This is a genomic window from Streptomyces sp. NPDC030840 (assembly GCF_055572015.1).
The window spans coordinates 115,832-136,738 of sequence record NZ_JBVIEE010000019.1 but is presented as its reverse complement, the minus strand read 5'-3'; the positions used below and the strand labels follow the sequence as shown (position 1 = coordinate 136,738).

The 20,907-nt window shown below is 67.5% G+C and carries 17 protein-coding genes and 1 pseudogene; 3 read left to right on the top strand and 15 right to left on the bottom strand.

Annotated elements, in window-relative coordinates:
* Window positions 1-261: 261 nt before the first annotated feature.
* Window positions 262-1,340, bottom strand: a protein-coding gene (locus ACZ49J_RS32690; RefSeq protein ID WP_467454128.1) for an IS630 family transposase whose coding sequence is annotated in 2 segments (ribosomal slippage) — window positions 262-839 and window positions 839-1,340 — 1,080 coding nt in all. Because the reading frame shifts where the segments join, the coding sequence is not laid out codon by codon here.
* 350 nt (window positions 1,341-1,690) lie between these two features.
* On the opposite strand from ACZ49J_RS32690, the gene ACZ49J_RS32685 reads away from it, so the two are divergent.
* Window positions 1,691-2,209 carry a hypothetical protein gene (locus ACZ49J_RS32685; RefSeq protein WP_467454130.1) on the top strand — a complete coding sequence of 173 codons (519 nt, stop codon included), beginning with the start codon at window positions 1,691-1,693 and terminating at the stop codon, window positions 2,207-2,209.
* Here the strand turns inward: ACZ49J_RS32685 and ACZ49J_RS32680 are convergent.
* The 8 genes and pseudogenes from ACZ49J_RS32680 to ACZ49J_RS32645 form a co-directional block, all read right to left on the bottom strand.
* Window positions 2,190-3,263 (bottom strand): annotated as a pseudogene (locus ACZ49J_RS32680) (IS630 family transposase). The gene ACZ49J_RS32685 and the pseudogene ACZ49J_RS32680 sit on opposite strands and share 20 nt — an antisense overlap.
* 52 nt (window positions 3,264-3,315) lie before the next feature.
* On the bottom strand, window positions 3,316-3,573 hold the full coding sequence (locus ACZ49J_RS32675) for a hypothetical protein (RefSeq protein ID WP_467454131.1): 258 nt from the start codon (window positions 3,571-3,573) through the stop codon (window positions 3,316-3,318).
* A gap of 46 nt (window positions 3,574-3,619) precedes the next feature.
* Window positions 3,620-4,276, bottom strand: coding sequence for a hypothetical protein (locus tag ACZ49J_RS32670; RefSeq protein ID WP_467454132.1), 657 nt, complete (start codon window positions 4,274-4,276; stop codon window positions 3,620-3,622).
* Complete coding sequence (locus tag ACZ49J_RS32665) at window positions 4,273-6,534, bottom strand: hypothetical protein (RefSeq protein ID WP_467454134.1); 2,262 nt, start codon at window positions 6,532-6,534, stop codon at window positions 4,273-4,275. The genes ACZ49J_RS32670 and ACZ49J_RS32665 overlap by 4 nt, the downstream gene beginning before the upstream one ends.
* Before the next feature lie 48 nt (window positions 6,535-6,582).
* Complete coding sequence (locus ACZ49J_RS32660; RefSeq protein WP_467454135.1) at window positions 6,583-7,383, bottom strand: hypothetical protein; 801 nt, start codon at window positions 7,381-7,383, stop codon at window positions 6,583-6,585.
* Between the two features lie 100 nt (window positions 7,384-7,483).
* Window positions 7,484-8,143 (bottom strand): Crp/Fnr family transcriptional regulator, encoded by a 660-nt coding sequence (locus tag ACZ49J_RS32655; protein ID WP_467454136.1) that lies wholly within the window; start codon window positions 8,141-8,143, stop codon window positions 7,484-7,486.
* A gap of 38 nt (window positions 8,144-8,181) precedes the next feature.
* The gene (locus ACZ49J_RS32650; protein ID WP_467454138.1) at window positions 8,182-8,697 is read right to left on the bottom strand and encodes a Pycsar system effector family protein; all 516 of its coding nucleotides are present in this window, start codon (window positions 8,695-8,697) and stop codon (window positions 8,182-8,184) included.
* A 317-nt stretch (window positions 8,698-9,014) separates the two neighbouring features.
* Window positions 9,015-9,293, bottom strand: a complete 279-nt coding sequence (locus tag ACZ49J_RS32645) for a hypothetical protein (RefSeq protein ID WP_467454139.1) — start codon at window positions 9,291-9,293, stop codon at window positions 9,015-9,017.
* Window positions 9,294-9,647: 354 nt separating this feature from the next.
* Between ACZ49J_RS32645 and ACZ49J_RS32640 the strand changes: the two genes are divergently transcribed.
* Window positions 9,648-11,180, top strand: a complete 1,533-nt coding sequence (locus ACZ49J_RS32640; protein ID WP_467454140.1) for an NACHT N-terminal helical domain 7-containing protein — start codon at window positions 9,648-9,650, stop codon at window positions 11,178-11,180.
* Between the two features lie 248 nt (window positions 11,181-11,428).
* Window positions 11,429-12,286, top strand: a complete 858-nt coding sequence (locus ACZ49J_RS32635) for an aldo/keto reductase (RefSeq protein WP_467454141.1) — start codon at window positions 11,429-11,431, stop codon at window positions 12,284-12,286.
* A gap of 2,055 nt (window positions 12,287-14,341) precedes the next feature.
* Here the strand turns inward: ACZ49J_RS32635 and ACZ49J_RS32630 are convergent.
* The 6 genes from ACZ49J_RS32630 to ACZ49J_RS32605 are packed head-to-tail and all read right to left on the bottom strand — an operon-like array spanning window position 14,342 to window position 20,889.
* On the bottom strand, window positions 14,342-15,607 hold the full coding sequence (locus ACZ49J_RS32630) for a glycosyltransferase family 4 protein (RefSeq protein ID WP_467454143.1): 1,266 nt from the start codon (window positions 15,605-15,607) through the stop codon (window positions 14,342-14,344).
* A gap of 30 nt (window positions 15,608-15,637) precedes the next feature.
* Window positions 15,638-16,906 (bottom strand): cysteine desulfurase, encoded by a 1,269-nt coding sequence (locus ACZ49J_RS32625; protein ID WP_467454144.1) that lies wholly within the window; start codon window positions 16,904-16,906, stop codon window positions 15,638-15,640.
* A gap of 17 nt (window positions 16,907-16,923) precedes the next feature.
* Entirely contained in the window at window positions 16,924-17,889 is a 966-nt protein-coding gene (locus tag ACZ49J_RS32620) for an NAD-dependent epimerase/dehydratase family protein (protein ID WP_467454282.1), read from the bottom strand.
* A 23-nt stretch (window positions 17,890-17,912) separates the two neighbouring features.
* Entirely contained in the window at window positions 17,913-18,710 is a 798-nt protein-coding gene (locus ACZ49J_RS32615; RefSeq protein WP_467454146.1) for a sugar phosphate isomerase/epimerase family protein, read from the bottom strand.
* Between the two features lie 53 nt (window positions 18,711-18,763).
* A complete protein-coding gene (locus ACZ49J_RS32610; protein ID WP_467454147.1) occupies window positions 18,764-19,891 on the bottom strand; it encodes a 3-dehydroquinate synthase family protein in 1,128 nt (375 codons plus the stop codon).
* Window positions 19,888-20,889, bottom strand: a complete 1,002-nt coding sequence (locus ACZ49J_RS32605) for an LLM class flavin-dependent oxidoreductase (protein WP_467454149.1) — start codon at window positions 20,887-20,889, stop codon at window positions 19,888-19,890. The genes ACZ49J_RS32610 and ACZ49J_RS32605 overlap by 4 nt, the downstream gene beginning before the upstream one ends.
* Between the last annotated feature and the right edge of the window lie 18 nt (window positions 20,890-20,907).

Here is a 20,907-nt window from a genome sequence, read left to right as displayed (position 1 = left end):
AGCCCGCCGAGTCCGCAGGCAGCTCCGCAGCGCTCAACTTTGAAGACAGGGGTATGGGGGCAGCCACTTTGAAGACACGGTATGGGGGCAGCCGCGAATTGATCTCGACTCGGAGAATGCCGTTACGGAGAGCGTAGTTCCGTACGAAAGTACGACTATGCCCTTAGAGTCCGGTTCCCGCACGTCACGCCCGCCGGAGGATCCACCCCAGCACAGGAACCCTCTGGACACCCGGGGCGACGCGTTACTGACTTCGGCTCGTCAAGGTGACACTGGCTCGTCGAGAGCCAGGCCGGTGCCCGCTATGAAGCCGTCGAGGATGCCGGACCGGTACTGAAGGCGCTTGAGCCGGTTGCGGACGAGCGCTTCCAGGCGGTCGAGGGCGACGACGGCGAGGTTGGCCAGGCTGCGCTTGACGTGCGCCCACACGCCCTCGACGGGATTGAGGTCGGGTGAGTACGCGGGCAGCAGGAACACCGTCAGCCATCCACGCTCGGCGATCAACTCACGTATGGCGTGGGAGACGTGAGTGTTGAGCCGGTCCCACACCAGTATGATCGGCGCCTTGACGAGCTGATGGACGCCGTCGATCAGTGCGATGAAGTCACGCTCGCCCATGCTGCGGCGCTTGCCTTTGCCCGCGGGGTGGGTGCGCAGACGGTGGCACAGCCGGGTGCGGGAGCCCGGGCGCCAGGCGATCAGCCCAGCCACCGACAGGCGCCCCGAGCGCCGCCCGCTCACCGTCACGACCGGGGTGCGGCCCCGTCGGCCCCAGGTGCGTCCTTTGGGCGGCCGACGGGTGAAGCCCGCCTCGTCCTCGAAGCAGATGTAGCCCCCGCAGGCCGCCCGGGTCCTTTTACCTCGACCCAGGTCGCCTCCTTCCAGCCGGTCACGGCCTCTTCGTCGCGCTCGGCCGCCCTGCGTGCGGGCATCTGCGGAGTGAAACCGAGTCGGCGCATGAGCCTCGTCGCGCCCGAGACGCTGTAGGAGACATGGAACTTCCTGCCGATCAGCGTGGCCACGCGTGCAGCCGTCCACACCTGGTCCTCAATCCAGCCGTGCGCGGCCGGTCCCTGCTCGAGATACCTGGCGAGCTTCTCCAGACAGCGCGGCGAGAGGCGACACCGGCCCCCGCTCGGCCCTCGGGAAAGCAGCGCGTCGGCACCACCTTTCCGCCACAACTGCTGCCACTGGTAAGCCGACTTCACACTCACACGCAGCTGCCGGGCCACCTCGGGCGGTTTGACCTGCTGAGCGAACATCTCCGCCGCCTGCATCCGCACCGCTTCCCGGCGCCGCCGTGCTGCAGGCGTCAGCCCGCCCCCATCCGCATATCTCACGCACCACGGACTACCGGCAACACCACACCCACATCAGGACGTTCAGCAAACATCACCCTAACGAGCCGAGATCAGTAGTCCGTGAGGCGGGGCTGGGGGTGGAGGGCAGCCGGGGCTGCCACCGGGTTGCGGATCTTCGGTGGGGGTGGGCCGGCGTCAGGGCTTGTTCGCCTGGTGGCTCGTCAGCCGTGCGTGGAGGACGGCCCGTTTCGGCTGGGCTGGCCGGGTGACACCGGTGTGAGCGTGCACCGACCAGCCCCAGGCCAAAGCCGTGGATGCCGACCCCACTTCCCGCCGGTTCTCTTGCGGTGGCAGGATGCCTGATCACGGAGGAGCACGCGGGAGATCCCATGAACGATCAAGGCGCCTCTGGCTCGGCAGAAGGCTTCAGCGCCTTCGCTGTCGACGCCAACTGGCCAGAATCACGGCAGATCACGGGTCACGGCTACAACCGAGTCACCGGCGACATCCATGTGTACCTGTGGTTCGGCTCTCCGTACTTCGACCCCGAGGTCGAGCACGTCACGGTCTTGAGCGCTTCCTCCGGCAATGCGGAGGCTGGCGATGCGCTGGAGCGGGCTTTCGAGGACTACTACCACCCCGGCGAGGATCCGCCGGCCAGCCTGCCAGCCTCCGAACCCGTCACTATCACCACCGACGGGAAACCCATGACGTTCGAACTCTGGCGCGACAGCAGCAACCGTTGCTGGGTCGCACGGGGATGCGTCGGGAGCACTGAACTGGTCCTGTCCGGTGCCGAGATCGAACCCAGCGAGCTCAGTCTGGTTCGCGTGAGCGACCTGACCTCGTTCTCGAACCCATTCGCGCCTGGGGTAACTGCAAGTGAAGTCATTGCGTGGCTGGGATGAGCCCGGTTTCTGCAATGAAGCCGTCGAGCAGGCTGGGCTGATACTGCATGCGTTTGAGGCGTGTGCGGGCCAGCTCGGCGAGCTCGTCGATGTTGCACGGGGCGAGGTTGCCCAGGTTGTTCTTCAGATGTGACCACACGCCCTCGGCCGGGTTGAGGTCGGGCGCGTAAGCGGGGAAGCGGAAGACGGTCAGCCACTGCCGGGCCTTGATCAGCTCGCGCATGGCCGCATCGACGTGATGGGTGTAGTTGTCCCACACGAGCACGACGGGCCCGCTGAGCTGCTGGTGAGCTGCGTCCAGCAACGCGGCGAAGTCCTTCTCCCGAAACCCTTTCTTCTCCCCCCTTGCGGCCGCGGTGCACCAGCATCCGGAAGATGAGCCTTGTGCGTCGGCCGGGCCTGCGGCACACCGTGCCCAGCCAGCGAGATGCGTCCCGAGCCTGCGGCCCTGACCGTGACGCAGGGCGTGCGTCCACGCCGGGACCAGGTGCGTGCTTTCGGCGGCCGCAGCAGCTGCCCCGACTCGTCCGCGAAGCACAGCCAGGCGTCCTGGTCCCTTACCGTCTTTCCACCGCCGGCCACATCTCCTTGATCCGCGTGGCAACCGCGTGCTCATCGCGTTCGGCGGCCCGGCGCATGGGGACCTGCACCGTCCGGCCCATCTGGCGCTTAGGATGCGCGAGGTCTGCGCCGGGCTGAACCGCACGTGGAAACGCCGCGCGATCATCGTGGCAATGCGAGCCAGCGTCCACTGCTGGTCCTCCACCCAGCCGTGCGCGGCCGGCCCTTTCTCCAGCTCGGCGGCCAGCCACTCCCGCCAGTCGGGCTTCATTCGCGACGGCCGTCCGGACGGTCCCTTGGACCGCAGGGCTTCAACACCGCCCTCCCGCCAGCGAGCGTGCCAGGCATACGCGGACTTGCGGGAGACCCGTAATCGCCGCGCGACCTGCGAAGGCACCACACCTTGCGCGAATAACTCGGCGGCCTCGAACCGTACTTGCTCCCGCTGAGCCCGCTGCCTCGCGGTCAGGCCACCTCCATCGGGATACCGCATGACACCGGGATACACCCACCAGCCAGATCACCGTCACCCTAGGCCGAAAACCTCAGTAGCGTGAGCCGCCGGCGTCATTGCGTCCCGCCTCGTCCGCAGCGGACGAGCGGGCAGGGCCAGGCACATCGGGGAACTCGGGGGCGGCCTGGTGTCCGTGGAGCCGGTAGACCATTTCATCGGGTGCTCGCAGCATGCGTGCTTGCCGCCAGGCCGTGTCGTAGGACAGAGGTGTCTTGCTTCGCCGTTGCAGGAGCAGGGCCTGCAGACTGGTCAGAGGGGAGAGCAGGGCTCTCCACAGGACAAGCTTCATCGTGACAAGTCCTTGTTCGTGGACGTGCCGGGCCGTGGGGTGGACGTCAGCCGGCGTTCGCCTGCGCGGGTGGAGTGCCGCCGTTGAGTGTGGTGACGGCGTTGAGCAGGGCGAGCATCGCCAGCTGCTGCTTGCTGGTGTCGTTGAAGCCGTCGCCGAGCTGTTCCCACTGCTCCAGCAGCGGATACCACCACTGGTCACAGGCTTTGATCATGCGGGCAAGGCGCTGCAGCGCGGCAGTCTCCTCATCCGGCAGGCCTTCGGGATGGTTTTCGAGGCGGTCGAGTACGACGAGGCCGGGGTGGTCGTAGAGGTGTGCCTTGAGGAACTGCAGACGCCGGACGCGTTCGGTGTCCGCAGTGCGCTGCGCGAGACGTTCCCGGGCGTCCGGCGACAGACGCAATACCACCTGGGCTGTCAGGATCCGGTAGTAGCGGTTGCTCTCGTGCGGAGCGCCCAACGTGGCGTTCAGGGCGTCCTGGGCAGCGGGCAGATCGGAGGCGTCCCAGCGTGCCGCCGTCTCGGCGGCCTTCTGATGGATGCCGGTGCGCACAAGGTCTTCGAGGTTGGCGTGTTGGCGCAGCGTGGGGCGCCAGCGCAGCGTGTAGGTGGCTTCGAACGGGATGCCGGGGGTCGCGCTGGCCAGCAGCCGTGGAAGCGGGCACGTGGTCGTGCGCAGTGCCCGCTGCCAGGGCCACCTCATGTCGGGGTCTTCGTAAGAGAGAACACCTGCTGCAGGCGAGGATCGACCAGGTGCTGGTAGAAATCCTCGGCCGCGTTGACGCCCTGGGGCGTCGTGATGTCGGCCAGGGCTCCCATCAGCTCCATGCCGGCGTGGAACAACCTGTGATCGCGCAGGGCCGGCAGGAGCTGGTCGCGCAGACGGTCGTAGGAGACGGGGTCGGGCGCGCAGGTGCGGATCCATCCGGTGAGGTACGGGATGATCTCAGCCGTCGTCTCCTGGGTGCTGAGAAGGTCCTGCAAGGCCCGCTGGACGTCGATGTCTGGGGCGTCGTCGGACATGAGCCAGGGCACGCCGTCGGCCTGGAGCGGCATCAGGGCCATGAAGGCCAGACTCCCGCTCTTCGGGGACGCTTTGGACTCCTGCCAGTCGCGGACCTCTGCCACCAGGCGGCCGGTGCCCGAGGGGCGGTCAGCCAGTTCTTCGAAGGTCTTGAGCACGTCGCGGCGCAGGGCCGACTCGTTCGTGGTGTGCGCGATGCGCCGCAGCCGCACCATGGCCCTCTTCGCCGTCGATGCATTGGCAGAGTCGTCGTGCAGGACGCGACGGCAGGTGGAGATGACGGTCGGCGCGTAGTCCTTCTGCTCGGCCCAGCGGTACAGGACGTCCCAGGCCTGGCGGCCGACGTGTTCGTCGTGCACGGCCACGACCAGGACGGCGCTGAGCAGGTCCGGGCGGGCCTCGCGGGCGATGCTGCCGAGGGTGTTGAGGTGGGTGGCTGTGCCGTGGCGCAGGGCCAGGGTGGAGAGGGCGGCAACCGAGGGATCTGCTGTGTCGCTGCCGGCGCTCTGCACCAGCCAGGCAAGCATCGCCTCGCGCATCGCCTCGTAGTTGTCCCAGACGTACTCGAGGATGGCCCGGCCGTAGGCGGGCCGGTCAAAGAGCACGGTGTCGTGGGAGCCGACAGCAGCGCCGACATCTTGGATGCGCCGGCGTAGCCCACGTCCGGCGAAGGCACTCTGAGCGGGGGAGAATCCCGACGGGTTGCCGACGTCCTTCGGGGTGAGGGCCTGCTGCAGGGCGCGCGCGGTATTCGCCACAGCGGGCAGGGGAGCCGACTGGTGCACGGACAGGGCCAGCAGCAGGCAGCGGTCCTCCAGCGTCAGGGACGGGTTGGCGGCGTCGTGGGTAGTGGCCAGCTCGCCAAAGAGCCGGTCCAGGTGCTCCCTCCAGTCCGACAGCGCCGCGGTGATGCGGTCCTCCAGACTGAGGTCGGCGTCGGCCGGCCCGGACTGGTAGGAGGTCGATGACGTGCGCGCGTCCTGCAGGCGCCTGTGCTCCTGCCAGGTCATGGCGATGGTGCCCGCAGCACGTACGGCCGCGACCGCGTGCAACCCTTGCAAGGAAGCCCTGGCCTTCGGGAAGGACCGGAGTTCGGCAACGAGCGGTGCGTGCCCGGCGGCGTTCAGGTGTGCCTCCACCACCCGCTGGGCATTCGGAGGTTCGGTGAGAGACACGACGTGCATGCCCTTGCGGGTGGTCAAGCGGTCGTCCCAGAGTTGCTCGGCGACCGTGAGCACCAGATAGGAGCGGCAGGTCTCGAGGTCGTCGGCGAATCCGCTGAGGGAGTTGAGGAAATCGGCCGACGGCCGGTCGGTCTCGGGATCCTTCAGATCGAGCTGGTAGGCGTGCTCCTCTTCCAGCGGCAGCCGGCCCTGAGTCGGAGTGCTCCAGTCCGCATCCAGCTTGACCAGTGCGGTCGCCCTGTCGGTGTGCTCGGCCAGCAGCCGCAACGCGAAGGTGGTGGCACCGAAGGAACGGGGCGCCACCACGACCGTCACTCGCTGCCGCGGCCGCGGCACGTCCGGGGCGAGCGCCTGCTGCCAGGCTTCGGCCCATTGCCCCTCGCGTACGAAGGGCTGGCCCAGGACATCCTCGCGGTCGAGCTGCCCGCCCTCCAGCAGGTCCCGCTTGCGTGTTTCCTTGATGAGCTTATGGATGCTGCCTGCGACCACATCGATATTGCCGTGCAGATGGGTGCCGGGTTCGTTGACGAGGATGACGCCCGGCACAACCTCCTCCAGACGGCTGTCCCCACGCGGGCTGTCAGGGACGTACGCCTGCGCCGGCACACCGCCCGAGGGATGCTCGTCCGGCCGTTTCGGTTCCTGCCGCCGCCAGGGCGGCCGCCAGCCGCCGGATCCGCTCGACTCCTCCCCAGGCAACTGGGAGGTGCCCGGCTGGTCGGGCCCTAACGACCCGAAACCCTGTTCTGACATGCGTTACCTCGTCTGTGGTGTAGGTGTGTTGCTTACGCGGCGGCGGGGTCAGCGCCGAGGGCTGTTGTGGTGGTAGGTGCCGACGTTGCCGATGACGTTGGTGTCCTTCATGGAGCCGAGGAACTGCATCGTCGTCCCGGAAACTGCGGGGACCGGCGGCGGATCAGCCGTGCCTGCTCCGCCGTTCGGGGCCGGCTCGGTGACGTAGCGCTGCAGCGTTTCGGCGGCCATCCCCGGGACATGGAGCCGGCAGTGTTGCTCGAAGCCCGTCTTGCCCTCAACGCGTGCGACAGCCTTCAGGAACTGGGTCTGCAGCAGGTTCGGCGTGCGCCCGGCGTGCACAGTGCGGTCAAACACCGGGGTGGACAAGACGGCCGCTACATAGGCCCCGTGATCCGTCGCCGCGGTCATGGCCTGCCGCACTGCCTCGCTGTTGACCAGTCGGCATGCGTCGTTGATGGCGTCGCCTCGGTGGTCGGGCAAGGACAGGGGGCCTACGTGGACACTGACGCGCAGCCAGATCGTGGATCCGCCGGGCAGCCGCGTCTGGTCGTAGCGACCGAGTGCCGCGTTCAGGTACCCGAGTAGGGGGTCCACCAGCCGTGCCGTGTCACGAGCTGGTACCACGCAGATGGCGCCGTCACCGGTGTCCTGGTAGGCGCCCTCCCGCGACCGGGGGTCGTCGAGCCCGCACTGCGGGAAGACGGTGCTGAGGAGGATGTCGTCCAGGTCGGAACGGATCGGAGCCATCTTCGCTTCAGGCAGCTGGCTGTAGTTTTTCATGTCGACGACCAGGAGCGCATGCTCCGGCGGCACATCGAGACGGTCCGGAGGGACAGAAGGGTCCATGGGCCGGGCCTTTCAGTCATGGCGGTCACAACAGGCGCCATGCTGATTTAGACCCTCTGGCGGTGGTGCCCAGAAATGGGCACCACCGTGATGCAGTGCGTCACGTCCCCGCGTGGGCGTGCGTCTGGATGGCTGCGATGTCGCGGATGACGAGCCCTCCACCGGGCGCCGTGTCCAGCCAGCCCTGCTCGCGCCACGGCCTGAGAGCCACGCCGACAGCATTGCGGGAGGCGCCGATCATCTGGGAGAGCTCTGTCTGCGTGAGACGAACCGGCAACTCGCGCGCCGCTGTGGAGGAGACATCCGCTAGACGGGCCAGGGCCGAGGCCAGCCGGGCGGGAACCGACGCGGTGGCCAGCTCGAGCCGCACCGACTCCGCCTCTCGCACACGGGCAATGGCATGCCGCAGCAGCGACGCCAGCAAGTCGTACTTGTCCACGAAGGCAAGGAAGTCCGCGGCCGGGATGATGTGCACGCGGCAGGTTTCCGCCGCGATGACCGACGCCGTGCGCGGCTGGGAGTCCAGCACTGCCAGTTCGCCCAGCAGTTCACCGGCCCCCCGCACGGCCAGCAGGGTCCGTTCCCCCCTCAGGCCCGTCAGCGTCACGAGGGTGGAACCGGAGTCCAGCAGAATCACATGCGTCCCGGGATCGCCCTGGCGTAACAGCACGCTGCGCGCCGGCCGCACCCTCCGCGGTGCGAGATCACGCAACTGAGACCACAACTGCTCACCGATCACTGTGACATGCGGCTGATACACAGTCCCCCCTCTGCGACGCCCTTCACGCCCAGATGGTCTCAACATGGAATGTAGGTGATCAACAGCCCAATTCCGGCCATCGCCAGGGCGGCCATCACCAGGTCCGCTGCAAGACGGACCGCCCGGAACTTCCGCCGTGCCAGGACAGCCATCACTGACAGCCGTCGCTCCTCCAGGCTCTGCTGGCTCACGCTGCTCATCGCAGCAAACGACGCCACCAGCGGCCCGGCGTCCGCTCCCCGCCGCAACCCGAGTAGCTCGCCAGGCGTACCGGCCCGGGGAAGGACCGGACGAAGAGCCCACAAGGCCGCGCCCACCGCCGCTGCCAGCAGCACCGACGCCCACACCAAGGCCATGGCAAGGCCTTGGGGGGCGTCAATTCCGGACAGCATCGCTACAGCAGCCGCCAGAAGCCCCCCGGCGGCCCCGCACAGCGCAGTGGCCTTGCCATCCGCCCGCTGCAACTCAACCACCATGTCCGCAGCCATGGCCCGCAGTCGTACCAGCGGCTGCTGTCCGCCCGTTGCCACCGTGCCACCTGCCCTGTCCTCCATGAGCACCCCCTGCATCTCAGGCGAACCCCATCGCCGTGCCGAGGTCTTGACTGTCCTCCGATCCGGCACCGGGCAGTGCCCACCACCGGGCACCATCCAGGCGTCATGGGCCACCGCAACGGCGGGTCCTGGCCGGGTACGTCCTGCGGCGGCGACGGACGACAGGGGCGTTTCAGAACCGCCACGTCTCGTCTGTTTCGCCGGAGGGCCTCACGCGAAGGGCGGGGCAGAAGCGCCCTCGGCATCCCACAGGTGTTCCGAGACAGCACGCAGCCACGCGCCCCAGCACGTGCTGGCTGCTGCCGTGCCCGGCGGGCTCAGGACGCCGTGCCATGCGTGTCGTTGTCCCAGTGGTGTGATCGGCTGTGCGCCTGTGGGTGATCGGCAGGGGCGGCAGGCAGCGAGGACGACAGCACGGACGGCCGGGCGCTGCCGTCGACATCGCGCCCAGCTCGGAGGAGTTGGGCAAGGACGGCGGCGGCTGCCTGTCGGCGTGCGGGCTGCGTGGACCACACCGCGGGCAGCACGACGCCCGCGAACACGGAGAACACCAGGGCCAGCACCAGAGCCGGGACAGGGGCGATGAGCCAGGACATGCGCACTCCTCAAAGGGGATGGGGTTGTGTCGCATCGACCGTGACGGACGGCAGGCCCGGGCCGGGGTTTCGCTGAAAAGTCCCAAAGCAGACGGGAGTTGACGCAGGTCACTGCCTATGCTGCCAGAGATCACACTGAATCAGCGTGAACGGCGGGGGTGGGTGCGTGAGCGTGGGGGAGACCTCGGGACCGGTAGCGGTCTTCTGCAAGCTGCTGGGACGCCTGGTGAGCGAGTGCGGCGTTCAACAAAGCGACCTGGCACGCGCCGTGAACCGCAGCCCCGCCGTCCATCTCCATGCTCCTCAACGGGCACCGCTCTACCCTGCCCCCCCTGGGACGATGTCGCCCGCATCGTGGAGTACTGCCACCAACGCGCCACCACCACCCCGCCGTCCGGACTCACCCCCGACCTGGCCTACTGGCGCCACCGCCACCGCCACCGCCACCATGAGGCGGAAACCGACGCCGACCAGGCGCCACCGCGGCCACGCGCCGCCAAACCGCCTGCTCCGCCACGCGCCGAGACCATCCCCGACGACTTCGTGAGCGCCGTGAACGTCCTCATCGGAGAAAGGACGGGCTTCGACCGGCTGACCGCAGAACTGCTGGAGCAACTGAAGCTGCACGGCGCCGTCGTCACCGATCTGAACGCCGTGCTGGAAGGGTTCGCCGACCGGGTAAGGGCTAGCTGCGGCACCACCCGCACCGCCCTGCTGCGCGCGGCCGATCTGGTCATCCTGGTGACGGCGTTCTGCGAGGCCGTGGGCACCTCCGGCATCTACTACACGACAGAACTCGGGCACGAGCAGGTAGACCTCACCGGCGACGTGGTGGCCGAACTGGAGCGCGTCATCCTGGGATCACAGCGCGTGCGGCATCCCGCCGAGCTACGCGCGGAAATCGCCGCCGCCTATGCCTACGCGGCCGACACCGTGTGCGACGAAAGCGGCGTGGGCGGCCAGCAGCCAGACAAACTCGCGCACCGCGCCTGGCGCCGCTACCAAGCCCTGCTGGCCCAGGTGACGTGGGAATGCCCCGAACTGCGCCTGACCTCCCAGACGGAAGACCCGCCCGAAGCCCTGGACCCGCCCGAGGCCGCGACACCGGCCGGCCCACCCGGCCGGGGCCTGGCCGGCCTGTCCCGGCTGCTGGAGACCTTCGCCCAGGACAACGCCGCCCCGGCCCCCGCGCACCAGCAGCACCTCCGTGCCCCGCTTGCCCATGTCGAGGAGCCGGGCCCCCGCATCCCTCACCTGGAAGCCGGCTACATCAACCCCGCCTTCCGCGTGGCCGGCCGCTCAGGCGACCGCACCCTGGCCCGTGACGACTGGTGGGAGGCCCAGCCGCTGTGGGGCGGCCTGGAGGACTTCCTCGCCGCTCATCTGCTGACCGAGGACGCCACCCGCGCGCCGCTGCTGGTCCTGGGCCATCCCGGATCCGGCAAGTCGCTGCTGACCAAGCTGATCGCCGCACGGCTGCCCGCGGCGGAATTCTTCTGCCAGCGCGTCGAACTGCGCCACCTCCCCGCCGACCTGGACATCCAGGAACAGCTCGAGGAGGCCCTGCTGCGCTCCACGGGCCGCCGCATCCCCTGGCCGGACGTCGCCGACCCGGACGCCGGCGTCGTCAGAGTCGTCCTCCTGGACGGCTTCGACGAACTGCTCCAAGCCGCGGCCGACCACATGGATCCCGCACGTCACTTCACCTACCTGCAAAGCGTCCAGCAGTTCCAGCAGCGCGAGGCCGACCACGCACGCCCCACGATCGTCATCGTCACCAGCCGCACCGTGGTCGCCGACCAGGCCCTGACCCCACATCCCAGCACCGTCATCCGCCTGGAACCCTTCGACGCAGACCGCACGACTCCCGTGCCGCGCGGCGGCTGAGCGACGAGTCGGCCGACGGACGCGAGGACCCTGTCGGCCGACCGCAGCGACCCTGCCGCATCCACCACCGGCCGGGCAGCGATTCAGTTCTCCAGGTGATGAATGCGTTCTTCTTCTATTGAGCCTTGACCACCCCGGCAGCCAGGCTGGTGTCCGCCAGCACCGCCGCGATCCCCGGCCGGGCGCCGGACAACAAGCGAAGGTGCGCTACGACAGCCGAAACGACAGCCGGAAGAGGTCACGAGCACATGCACACCCGCCGCATCGGTGACGTCGAGGTCAGCGCGATCGGCTTGGGCGCGATGCCCATGTCGATCGAGGGACGACCGGACGAGACCCGTTCCCTCGCCACCATCCACGCCGCGTTCGACGCCGGCGTGACCCTGATCGACACCGCGGACGCTTACCACCGGGACGCCGACGAGGTCGGTCACAACGAGACGCTGATCGCCAATGCCCTCGCCTCCCACCACCGCGGCGCCGACGTCCTGGTCGCCACCAAGGGCGGGCATCTGCGCCCCGGAGACGGCAGTTGGACGCTGGACGGCAGCCCTGAGCACCTCAACGAGGCCTGCGAGGCGTCCCTGCGCCGACTCGGCGTGGAGGCCATCGGGCTGTACCAGTTCCACCGCCCCGACCCCCGGGTCCCGTACGCCGAGTCCGTCGGCGCGCTGCGGGAGCTGCTAGACGAGGGCAAGATCCGCATGGCCGGGATCTCCAACGCGAATCCGGAGCAGATCAAGGAGGCCGACGACATCCTCGGCAGCAGGCTGGTCTCCGTGCAGAACCAGTTCTCCCCGGCCTTCCGTTCCAGCGAGCTGGAGCTGCGCCTGTGCGACGAACTCGGCATCGCGTTCCTGCCTTGGAGCCCGCTCGGCGGCATCTCCCGAGCCGGTGAACTGGGCTCGGTCCACGCCCCGTTCGCCCGCATCGCCGAGGCCCGCGGCGTGAGCCCGCAGCGGGTGTGCCTGGCGTGGATGCTCGCCAAGTCGCCGGTCGTCATCCCGATCCCGGGCGCGAGCCGGCCGGAGACCATCCGGGACTCGCGCGCCGCCGTCGACCTGGAGCTGACGGCCGAGGAGCTGGCGGAACTCGACGCCGCCTGAAGCTTTCCAGCCCGCCGGCCTGCCGCCTGCGTCGTAGCTCCCTCACGGCTCGGGCGGTGAGGACATCGTCGATGGTGCGGTCTGCGGCGCCTTGTTTGGCCAGCCGCAGGGTGATCGATGACCAGTTCGGCGTCGTGGCGCAGCCGGGGCCGGATGGGGGCGAGCCCGCGCACGGCCGTGGGCCTTGCCGTCCTCGACATCGAGCTTGATCAGGGGGCAGCGGCGAGTTCCTCTGCGGTGAGGAGGTGCGGCAGCGGTGCCGCGGCGCCCTCGAAGGAGGCTCTTTATGGTGCGCGGGCGGACGGCGGTGGTGCCGCCGAGGTCGGTGGAGCGCTCCAGGTAGCAGGTCCTTCGCCTCGGGGTGTTGGCGTTGCCGGTGCTGATGAAGCCGAACCCGTTGGCCGCGATGTTTGCAGTCAGGTCCCGGTTGGGCGAAGGACGGCTCGATGGTGACGACGCGGCCGACCGGGCCGACCAGCTGGGAGGCCGGCAGGGTGAAGTAGCCGGTGTGCGCTTCGGCGTCCACCACGAGAACGCTCGGGGCGAGGCAGGAGCGCATCCAGTGGGCACGACCGAGGGAAAGCAGTAACGGGGATGCCATGAGTTTTGATTCTTGCAATCAAAGCCGCAGTCGAAAATGAGTCAAGCTGACCCTGCAAGTGTGACCTTCCGGTGTGGCTGGCCGCTGTGCTTTGTGGAGGAGCATCCCCGAGGGATTCACACGGAAGGCAAACAGGATCCTGATGACCGTCAGCACGTTCCTTGTTGGGGAAGACCGAGCGTCATGGGACGACGTTGATCAACATATTGACGACCCGTTGTGAGTCGAGGTGACCATGGTAGATACCTTGAAAAGGAGCGACTGACCACGACCGCTTCCGCCACCAGGTGGTGGTGATCTCGGCGGGGCAGTGAGGCGCCCGGTGATGGCTTGTAATACGCGGGGAGTGCTGGTCCGGGTGGTTGACTCGTGCAAATGGCGCATGAGACGTTGCCATGCACATGCACCACTGGCAGGCCGTTGATGGCTCGTCGTCGGATCTCGTCGGCTCGCGCTGCCCGGCGGGTTCAACAGGACTGCCTGGATGCGCGGTGAGTGCGATTTGCGCCTGGCGCTCCCGCGTGCCGTATCCCCGTCCCTGCGACACGTGAGTCAGACCAGAGGTCGTAACTGGTCACCGTGCCATACTGCGGCCTCGCCGAGTGTTGAGCGATGTGAGACGCTATGGAGCAGCATTCGCGCACCTTGCCGTTAGCGCCACCTAAGGGGCGTATCTCAGCCTGGGGGAAAGCCCTTCGAATCGTCCGGCTTCTTCGCGACGATCTACCTGACGGCCTGCATTCTTTGCGCGACATTTCCCAGTTATCTGGGATGACACCATCGACCACATGCCGGGTCTTAGCTGCCGGCGTAAGCGAAGGGATATTTTACAGAGGGGAGGGAGGGACCTACGGCCTGATCAATGGGCACAGTAGCGGCACTTCCATGAATCAGCTTCGGCCACTGTATCAACTTTCCGCAGATGTGCATCGGCTGCTTGCCACCCTTCATCATCACAGTAAACAAGTGGCCCTGCTGCACACGGCAATCCTCTTCGGTGTGGATCCACTCAGGAAGTGTGTGGGCATACGAGGCAACAGCGGCGATGCTTTCACCCAGGCGTTACGCAGTAGCAGTGAGGCAGCATCAAACCTGGACGCCGCGCCGCTCCAGGCGGATGCCGCAGGCCAAGTGGTGCTCGCCTCCCTCGAGGAGGGGCGGTCCATGCGTCGACACATGCCTAAAATACGGTCGGCTGGGTCTTCGCTCGAACCGTATTTGCGTATGAGTGACGGGCTGTATGCGCGCACCCCGGCGCCAGTAAGCGGCTGGGACCTGATATCCACAGTGGTGTGGCATGGGCGGCTCCCCACTGGATCGGTCAGCGTGGCCGTCCAGTCGAAGCGGACAGTCAATGACGAGCGGAACTACGCCGTCATGCTCATGCACGCCGCCGCGAAATTAAGCACTCATTCTTGACACACACATGGAAGGTCGCTCTACCGCCGGGAATCTCAGCCGGGCGCGCGGTCCTCTGCCCGAGGGGCTGCGGTGGCCGTGGCCCAGGGGGCGAGAGTGTGCAGCGCCCTGGTGACGCAGGCTGTGTAGTCGCGGGCCGCAGCCAGACGAGCTCCCGCCGTGCGCTGGAGGGCGAGTGTGTGGGGTGAGGCGCGCAGGGCACGGTGGAGAGCGTCAGCGAGGTCGGCGGGATCGCTGGGGCGGCAGGTGTAGCCGGTGACACCGTCGATGACTGTCTCCGCGAGTCCGCCAGCGGTGGTGGCGATGACGGGGGCTGCACCGGCGCTGTAGGCCTCAAGGGGAATCCGGCCCAGGGGTTCGATGCGGGAGGGAACCACAACAGCGCGGAGCCGTGGGTGATGGAGTAATCCGGGAAGGCCGTCGTGATGACGAGTCCACAGCGTCGCGTCCAGGCCGAGCGCGTGAATGCGATCGGCGAGGTGGCGCTGGTACGCGTTGGGTGGGCCGTTGGTCACGGCGGCCAGCAGCAGGTGGGGGACCCGGATGGCACGTTCCCGTAAGAGCGCGAGCGCGTCCAGGAGGTCGTCCCATCCCTTGTAGGGCTGAGCACGCCCCATGGCCAGAAGGAAGCCGTGCGACGCGGCCGTGGGCAACTGCGGAGCCGCGGAAAGGGGTACCTCGTCGTCCGGTGTGAGCCCTCCTGGCACGTCGAGCAGCCGACTCTCGGGCACGTCGCAGGAGGCGAGGACGGTGCGCATGTGGCCACTGATCGCCCCGACGAAGGCGCCGCGCCTGATCCAGCCGTCCAGGCCGTGCCGCTCCCACGCCCGTTCCTCGGGATCGGCGTGGTGCGCGGCGGTGGAACGCGGCAGGTACAGCAACTCCCAGTCGAGGGAAGCGGGCAGAAGCGGGCCGAGACCGGCGAAAAGCCGGTCTATGGCGATGAGCGCGCCGCGACGGTGGTGCGAAGCGAGCCCGGTGATGATGGAGGCGGTCTCGGCGACTAGCGGCCGGAAGGTAGGCAGGGTGCCGAAAGGCTGCCCGCCGAAGGATCCGTCACCCAACGGCAGGACACGGTGAGGGACGTTGGTGAGTTGAGATTGTGCGGCGCGATGCCACTGCGGCTGGTGCCAGCCGTGTCCGGGAGAGAACCGTACGGGGAGCACGGCCAACTCCACCCCGGGGGCGAGGGCCTGGGCGAGGATACGCAGCAGTGCATGATTGGAACGGCCGGCTCCCGTGGCGACGCCGTACCAGCCGTCGTGCAGGGCTACGGCTATCAGCGGCTTCGGCACGCTCATGACCTGCCTTCCCACATGTCCGCCTGCCTATCACCTGAAAAACGTGCGGACATAGTCCAAACCAACGACGAGTGCATCTACCTCTTCGAAGGTGTTGTAGACGTAGAAGGAGGCGCGCGTGGTGGCCGTGACACCGAGCTTGCGATGCAAGGGCCATGCGCAGTGATGTCCCACCCTGACCTCTACTCCTCGCTCGTCAAGCAACTGACCCACGTCGTGAGGATGGACACCGTCCAGGACGAAGGACACGAGCGCTCCTCGTTCCGTAGCCGCCTCGGGCCCGAGAACACGTACGCCCGGAATGGTCTGGATCCTCTCGAGAGCATATGACGTAAGAGCGCGCCCATAGCGCTCGACGTTCTCCATGCCGACGTCTGAGAGGTATGCCGTGGCTGCACTCAGGCCCACGGCCTGCGCGGCCATGGGGACGCCGGTTTCGAATCGCTGGGGTGGCGGCGCGAAAGTGCTATGGTCCATGTGCACGGTTTCGATCATGGACCCGCCCGTCAGGAAGGGAGGCATCTCCTCGAGGAGTTCGTAGCGTCCCCACAGGACACCGATTCCTGAAGGTCCGAGCATCTTGTGCCCTGAAAAGACCAGGAAATCGGCCCCGAGGTCCCGGACGTCGACGGGCATGTGTGGCACCGATTGGGCCGCGTCCACCAGCACGAGAGCACCGACCGAGTGCGCGAGAGAGGAAATCTCCGCAACTGGATTCACGGTGCCCAAGACATTCGATTGATGCGTGAGCGCCACAATCCGAGTCCGAGGGGTCAACATCGTGTTTAATTGATCCAGGTCGAGCCGTCCATCGTCCGTGACGCCGATCCAGCGCAGTACCGCGCCTGTACGCAGGCACAGTTGCTGCCAGGGTACAAGATTCGCGTGATGCTCCATCTCTGTGACGAGAATTTCGTCACCCGGCTCGAGACGGAAGCGTTGGACCTGCCTTCCGGCCAGTCCAGCGTTGCTTACGGAGTATGAGAGCAGGTTGATCGCTTCAGTAGCGTTCTTCGTGAAGACGATTTCGCTCGGTTGCGCACCGATGAACGCTGCGACCGAGGAGCGTGCGGTTTCGTAAGCTTCCGTGGCCTCTTCGGCGAGTGTGTGCACACCTCGGTGCACGGCGGCGTTGTGACGTTCGTAGTAGGCACGCTCCGCGTCGAGTACCTGACGAGGCTTGTGAGAAGTGGCCGCGCTGTCCAGGTAAACCAGGGGCCGACCGTCATCCGTCTTGCGCTCCAGGATCGTGAAATCTTTGCGCAGCCGTTCGCCAATATCTTCAAAGTGGTCTGCCATCAGGAGTTTCTCACCTTTCATCCCATCGCAAGGCTCGGATTCTGAGCCCGCAACCAGACCGAGAAGTCGCTGTCTTTCCACGAGTGCGTGGGGTCGTAGCCCATGAGCTTTTTCGCTTTGTCGTGCGACACCAGTGTCGCGTGTCCGCGCAGGGCTGTCCGCAGCGGCGTGCTCGGGAAGTAGCGGGCGACGAGCTCAGGCGTCTCCTGTGTCGAGCACGTTTCGGCGCCGGTGATGAGGAAGACTTCGTGGTTGAGGGTTTCATTCTCCACTGCCGCGGTGAAGGCCCGGGCGACGTCCCGGGCATCCACGAAGCCCCATAGCGTGCGGCGGGCGGAGGGCGGGCCAGGCACCTTCTGTGTCTCCGGCTCCATCAGGGCTCGCAGGTAGTTGTCCCAGAGCCGCTCCACGGTAAGGGATCGCGCCCAGCCGGCGCTGTCCATCGCGCGTGCGGTGCCGGGGCGGTCCACGTACCACGTGTTGTGGACGCGCAGGCAGAGGGTGCGGATCCCGTACGCCCGTGTGTAGCGCGCGCAGACGTGTTCGCCTAAAAGCTTGCTGAGTCCGTACGGGTCGTGCGGCTCACTGGGATGCTCTTCATCGATCGGCAGGTACCGCGGCACCGGATCGCCGAAGGCGAAGCCGGTGGCGGCCCCGGTCGAGGCGAAGACCACCGTGGACACTCCCGCGCTGACGGCTTCCTCCAGCACGTTGACCGTTCCACTGACGTTGACGTCGGTGAGGTCGGCGGGAGTCGTCCAGTGCGGACCTGGCACCGCGGCGAGGTGCACGACGGCATCCTGACCGTCGAATGCCTCCCGGAGGCTTCGGGGAGCGCGGATGTCACCCTGGACGAACCTGGCTCCGCCACCGGCCTTCGGGCGGTTTCTGCCCACACAGGTCACCTGGTGTCCTGCCCAGACGAGCTCGGGCACGATGTAGGAGCCGAGCGTGCCGCTTCCTCCGGTTACCGCGACATGCATGGAAAAGTCTCCGTTCTCGCCTGTCAGGGGCGGATGGAGTCGAGGAATTTCTTGCTGCGTTTCAGCGCGGACAGGCACTCGTCCCAGGACGGCCACGTCGCATCGAAGGCGATCTCCACACTCACCGGTTCTTCGAATCCCGCGGATTCGACCCGCGACAGGAAGGTGTCCACGTCGAGGTCTCCATCCCCGAGAGGGGGGAACCACATGTTTCCGGCAGGTTCCTGATGGTCCTTCAGGTGAACGTGCCCGAGCACGGGCAGGGCGAACTCGACGTCCTCATCCGGGCGAACGCCGGCAAGGAAACTGGCGTTCCCGGTGTCGTAGTTCATCCGCAACCAGGGGTGGCCGATCTCGGAGATGATCCGGGCAGCCTTCTTCGCTGTGGCCATGCGGTCACTGTGGTTCTCCAGGCACAGCCCGACACCGAGTCGGTGGGCATCGTCGGCCAGGTCGTGCATGTTCTCCACGAACGCCGTCCAGGCTTCAAGCCCGTCCACGCCGTCGATGAAAGTGATCAGGACCCGGGCGCCGACGTCGCGGGTCGCCCGCAGGATCCGGCGGTGCCGTGCCAGGCCCTCCGCCGTGTGCAGGTCGCCGTGCCCGCTGACGCTCACCGCCGTCACGCCGTACCGGGCGAGCACGGCCTGTGCGTGCTGCACCGTCGAGGGGGACAGGTCGTCCGGGTCGAGGTGCTCCACGTTGCCTTTGACCGCGCTCAGCTCCACGTTGGCGAACCCTGATTCGGCGATGCCACGGACCGCCTCCTCCAGGGAATACGGTTTGAAGCAGATCGTGGACGCGGTCTTGATCCAGCTCATGGGAACCTCCCTCGAAAAGCGATATCGCATATGGCTGTCCTTGGCGGCGCGTTTCACTTCCCCTCTGCTCCGGGAAGCATCTGCCTCAGTATTCGATCGGCCAGGGCTGTCGAGATGCCATGGACCACCTCCAACCCCTGCTGCCCGTCGAGCACCAGCGTCAGCTCCCCTTGCGCCTTCTTGTCACGGATCATGAGTTCGGTCAGTCCGCGAATGTTCACGCCGGCGGGCAGGGTGACTGGCAGGCCGTGGCTGTCCATGACGTCGTAGTGCTCGGCGACGCGCTGCCGTGGGATCCGGCCCAGCGCCTCGGCGATCAGTGCGGCGAAGATCATTCCGACAGCGACGGCCTCGCCGTGCCTCATCCGATACCGAGTTGCCGACTCCAGGGCGTGCCCCAGGGTGTGCCCGTAGTTCAGCAGGATCCGGGCACCATGGTCGCGGTCGTCCCGCGCGACGACCGCGGCCTTCATGGCGACGGCGGAAGCGATCTGCTCCTCCATCGGGCGGGTGCGGTGATCTTCACCCCCCACCAGCTGGCAACGGGCGATCTCCCCCAGGCCGCTGCGCCATTCCCGGGCGTCCAGCGTCGACAGGAAGTCGGTGTCGCACAGCACGGCGGCGGGGTGCCAGTAGACGCCGACGAGATTCTTCCCCTCCGGAAGGTTCACGCCGGTCTTTCCGCCCACACTCGCGTCGACCTGGGCCAGGAGCGTGGTGGGCAGATGCACGACGGCGGTGCCGCGGTGGTAAAGCGCGGCGGCGAGGCCGACCATGTCGGTCACGGTTCCACCACCCACAGCCACCACGGCGTCCCACCGCGTGAGACCCTTCTGAGCGAAGGCACGGCAGATTCTTTCCACATCCGCCAGCGTCTTGGCCGGTTCCCCGTCGTCCACCAGAACGTGCTCGACCGGCACCCCAAGGGTGTGCAGTCCGAGGCCGGCTGGCCCTGGCGCGCCGCGGCGGGCAGCGACGACCACCCTGCCAGGACGCAGATCGTCGAGCACCAGGCGCAGGGCGTGACGCACTCCGCCGCCGATCGCGACGGTGTAGCGGTGGCCGGGGAGCGGCACGTCCACGAGGCGGGCTCCGCCTGACTCGAGGAGCTGCGCCTCCCACGACCTCGTGGCGTGCTCGTGCAACGGCAGCGGATCGCGACGGTCCAACTGTTCCTTCATGCCATCTCCCTGACGTCTGCGCGGAACTCGGACGCCCATAGCTGGGGGAGCAGCTCGCGTCCGGCCAGCGAGAGCATGGAGTCAGCTTCGTCAAAGGGCACGGGAAACAGGGCGACGGAGGTGGCACCTGCGCCGAGCAGGCGATTGATCCTGCCCGCGCAGTACTCGGCATCCCCGGCGATGGCGAGTTCGTCGATCCAGGCGTCGGGCATCTCCTGTGCGATCCGGGTGACTGACCCCAGCGCCCTGATGTCCTCGCCGATCCCCAGGATTTCCGTGTAGGGCCAGCCCGCCTCGCCGACGATCTTGAGGTAGGGAGCGAGGACCGGCCGGAGCGCCTGGCGGGCCCGGGCGCGGTCGGAGCGAAGGCACAGAAACGAGAACGCCGGGAAACGGTGCCCCCCTTGTGGCCGTCCTGCGCGAGCGCGTCCGCGCTGCACCTGTTGCACGGCCCACGAGACAAAGGGCGCGCTGCACATGGAGCCGAGTACCGTGCCATCCGCGATCTCTCCGGACAGCCGCAGTGACTTCGGCCTGATCGCTCCCATGAACACCGGAGGAGGGCTGGAGGGAGGGTAGGCGAGTCGCACCCCTTTGAAGGTGAAGCGGCCCGATCGTGTGATCTCCTCGCCAGCGAGCAACTGCGAGACCCCGCAGACGTACTCCCGCAGGAACTCGACCGGACGTTCGATGTCCAGGCCCATCCTGTCCAAGGCGGGAGAGGCGCCGAGTCCGATGCCGGGCCACAGGCGGTTGCCGTGAGCGCCTGCCAGAGTCGCGCACTCGGTCGCCAGCAGCGCGGGGTGCCGGGTGGCCGCGGAAACCACGCCGAGCCCCACGGGGATCCGGTGCGTGGCGGCAAGAGCCATGGCGGCGCCGGCGATTCCGCCCGTGAAGAAATAGTCCTCGGGAAGCCAGATCTCGCTGAACCCGAGTTCCTCGGCAAGAGCAGCGAGCCGAGCGGTCTGTTGCGGCGGAAGATGCGTACCCAGGACCACACCGACGGGCGCCTCCCG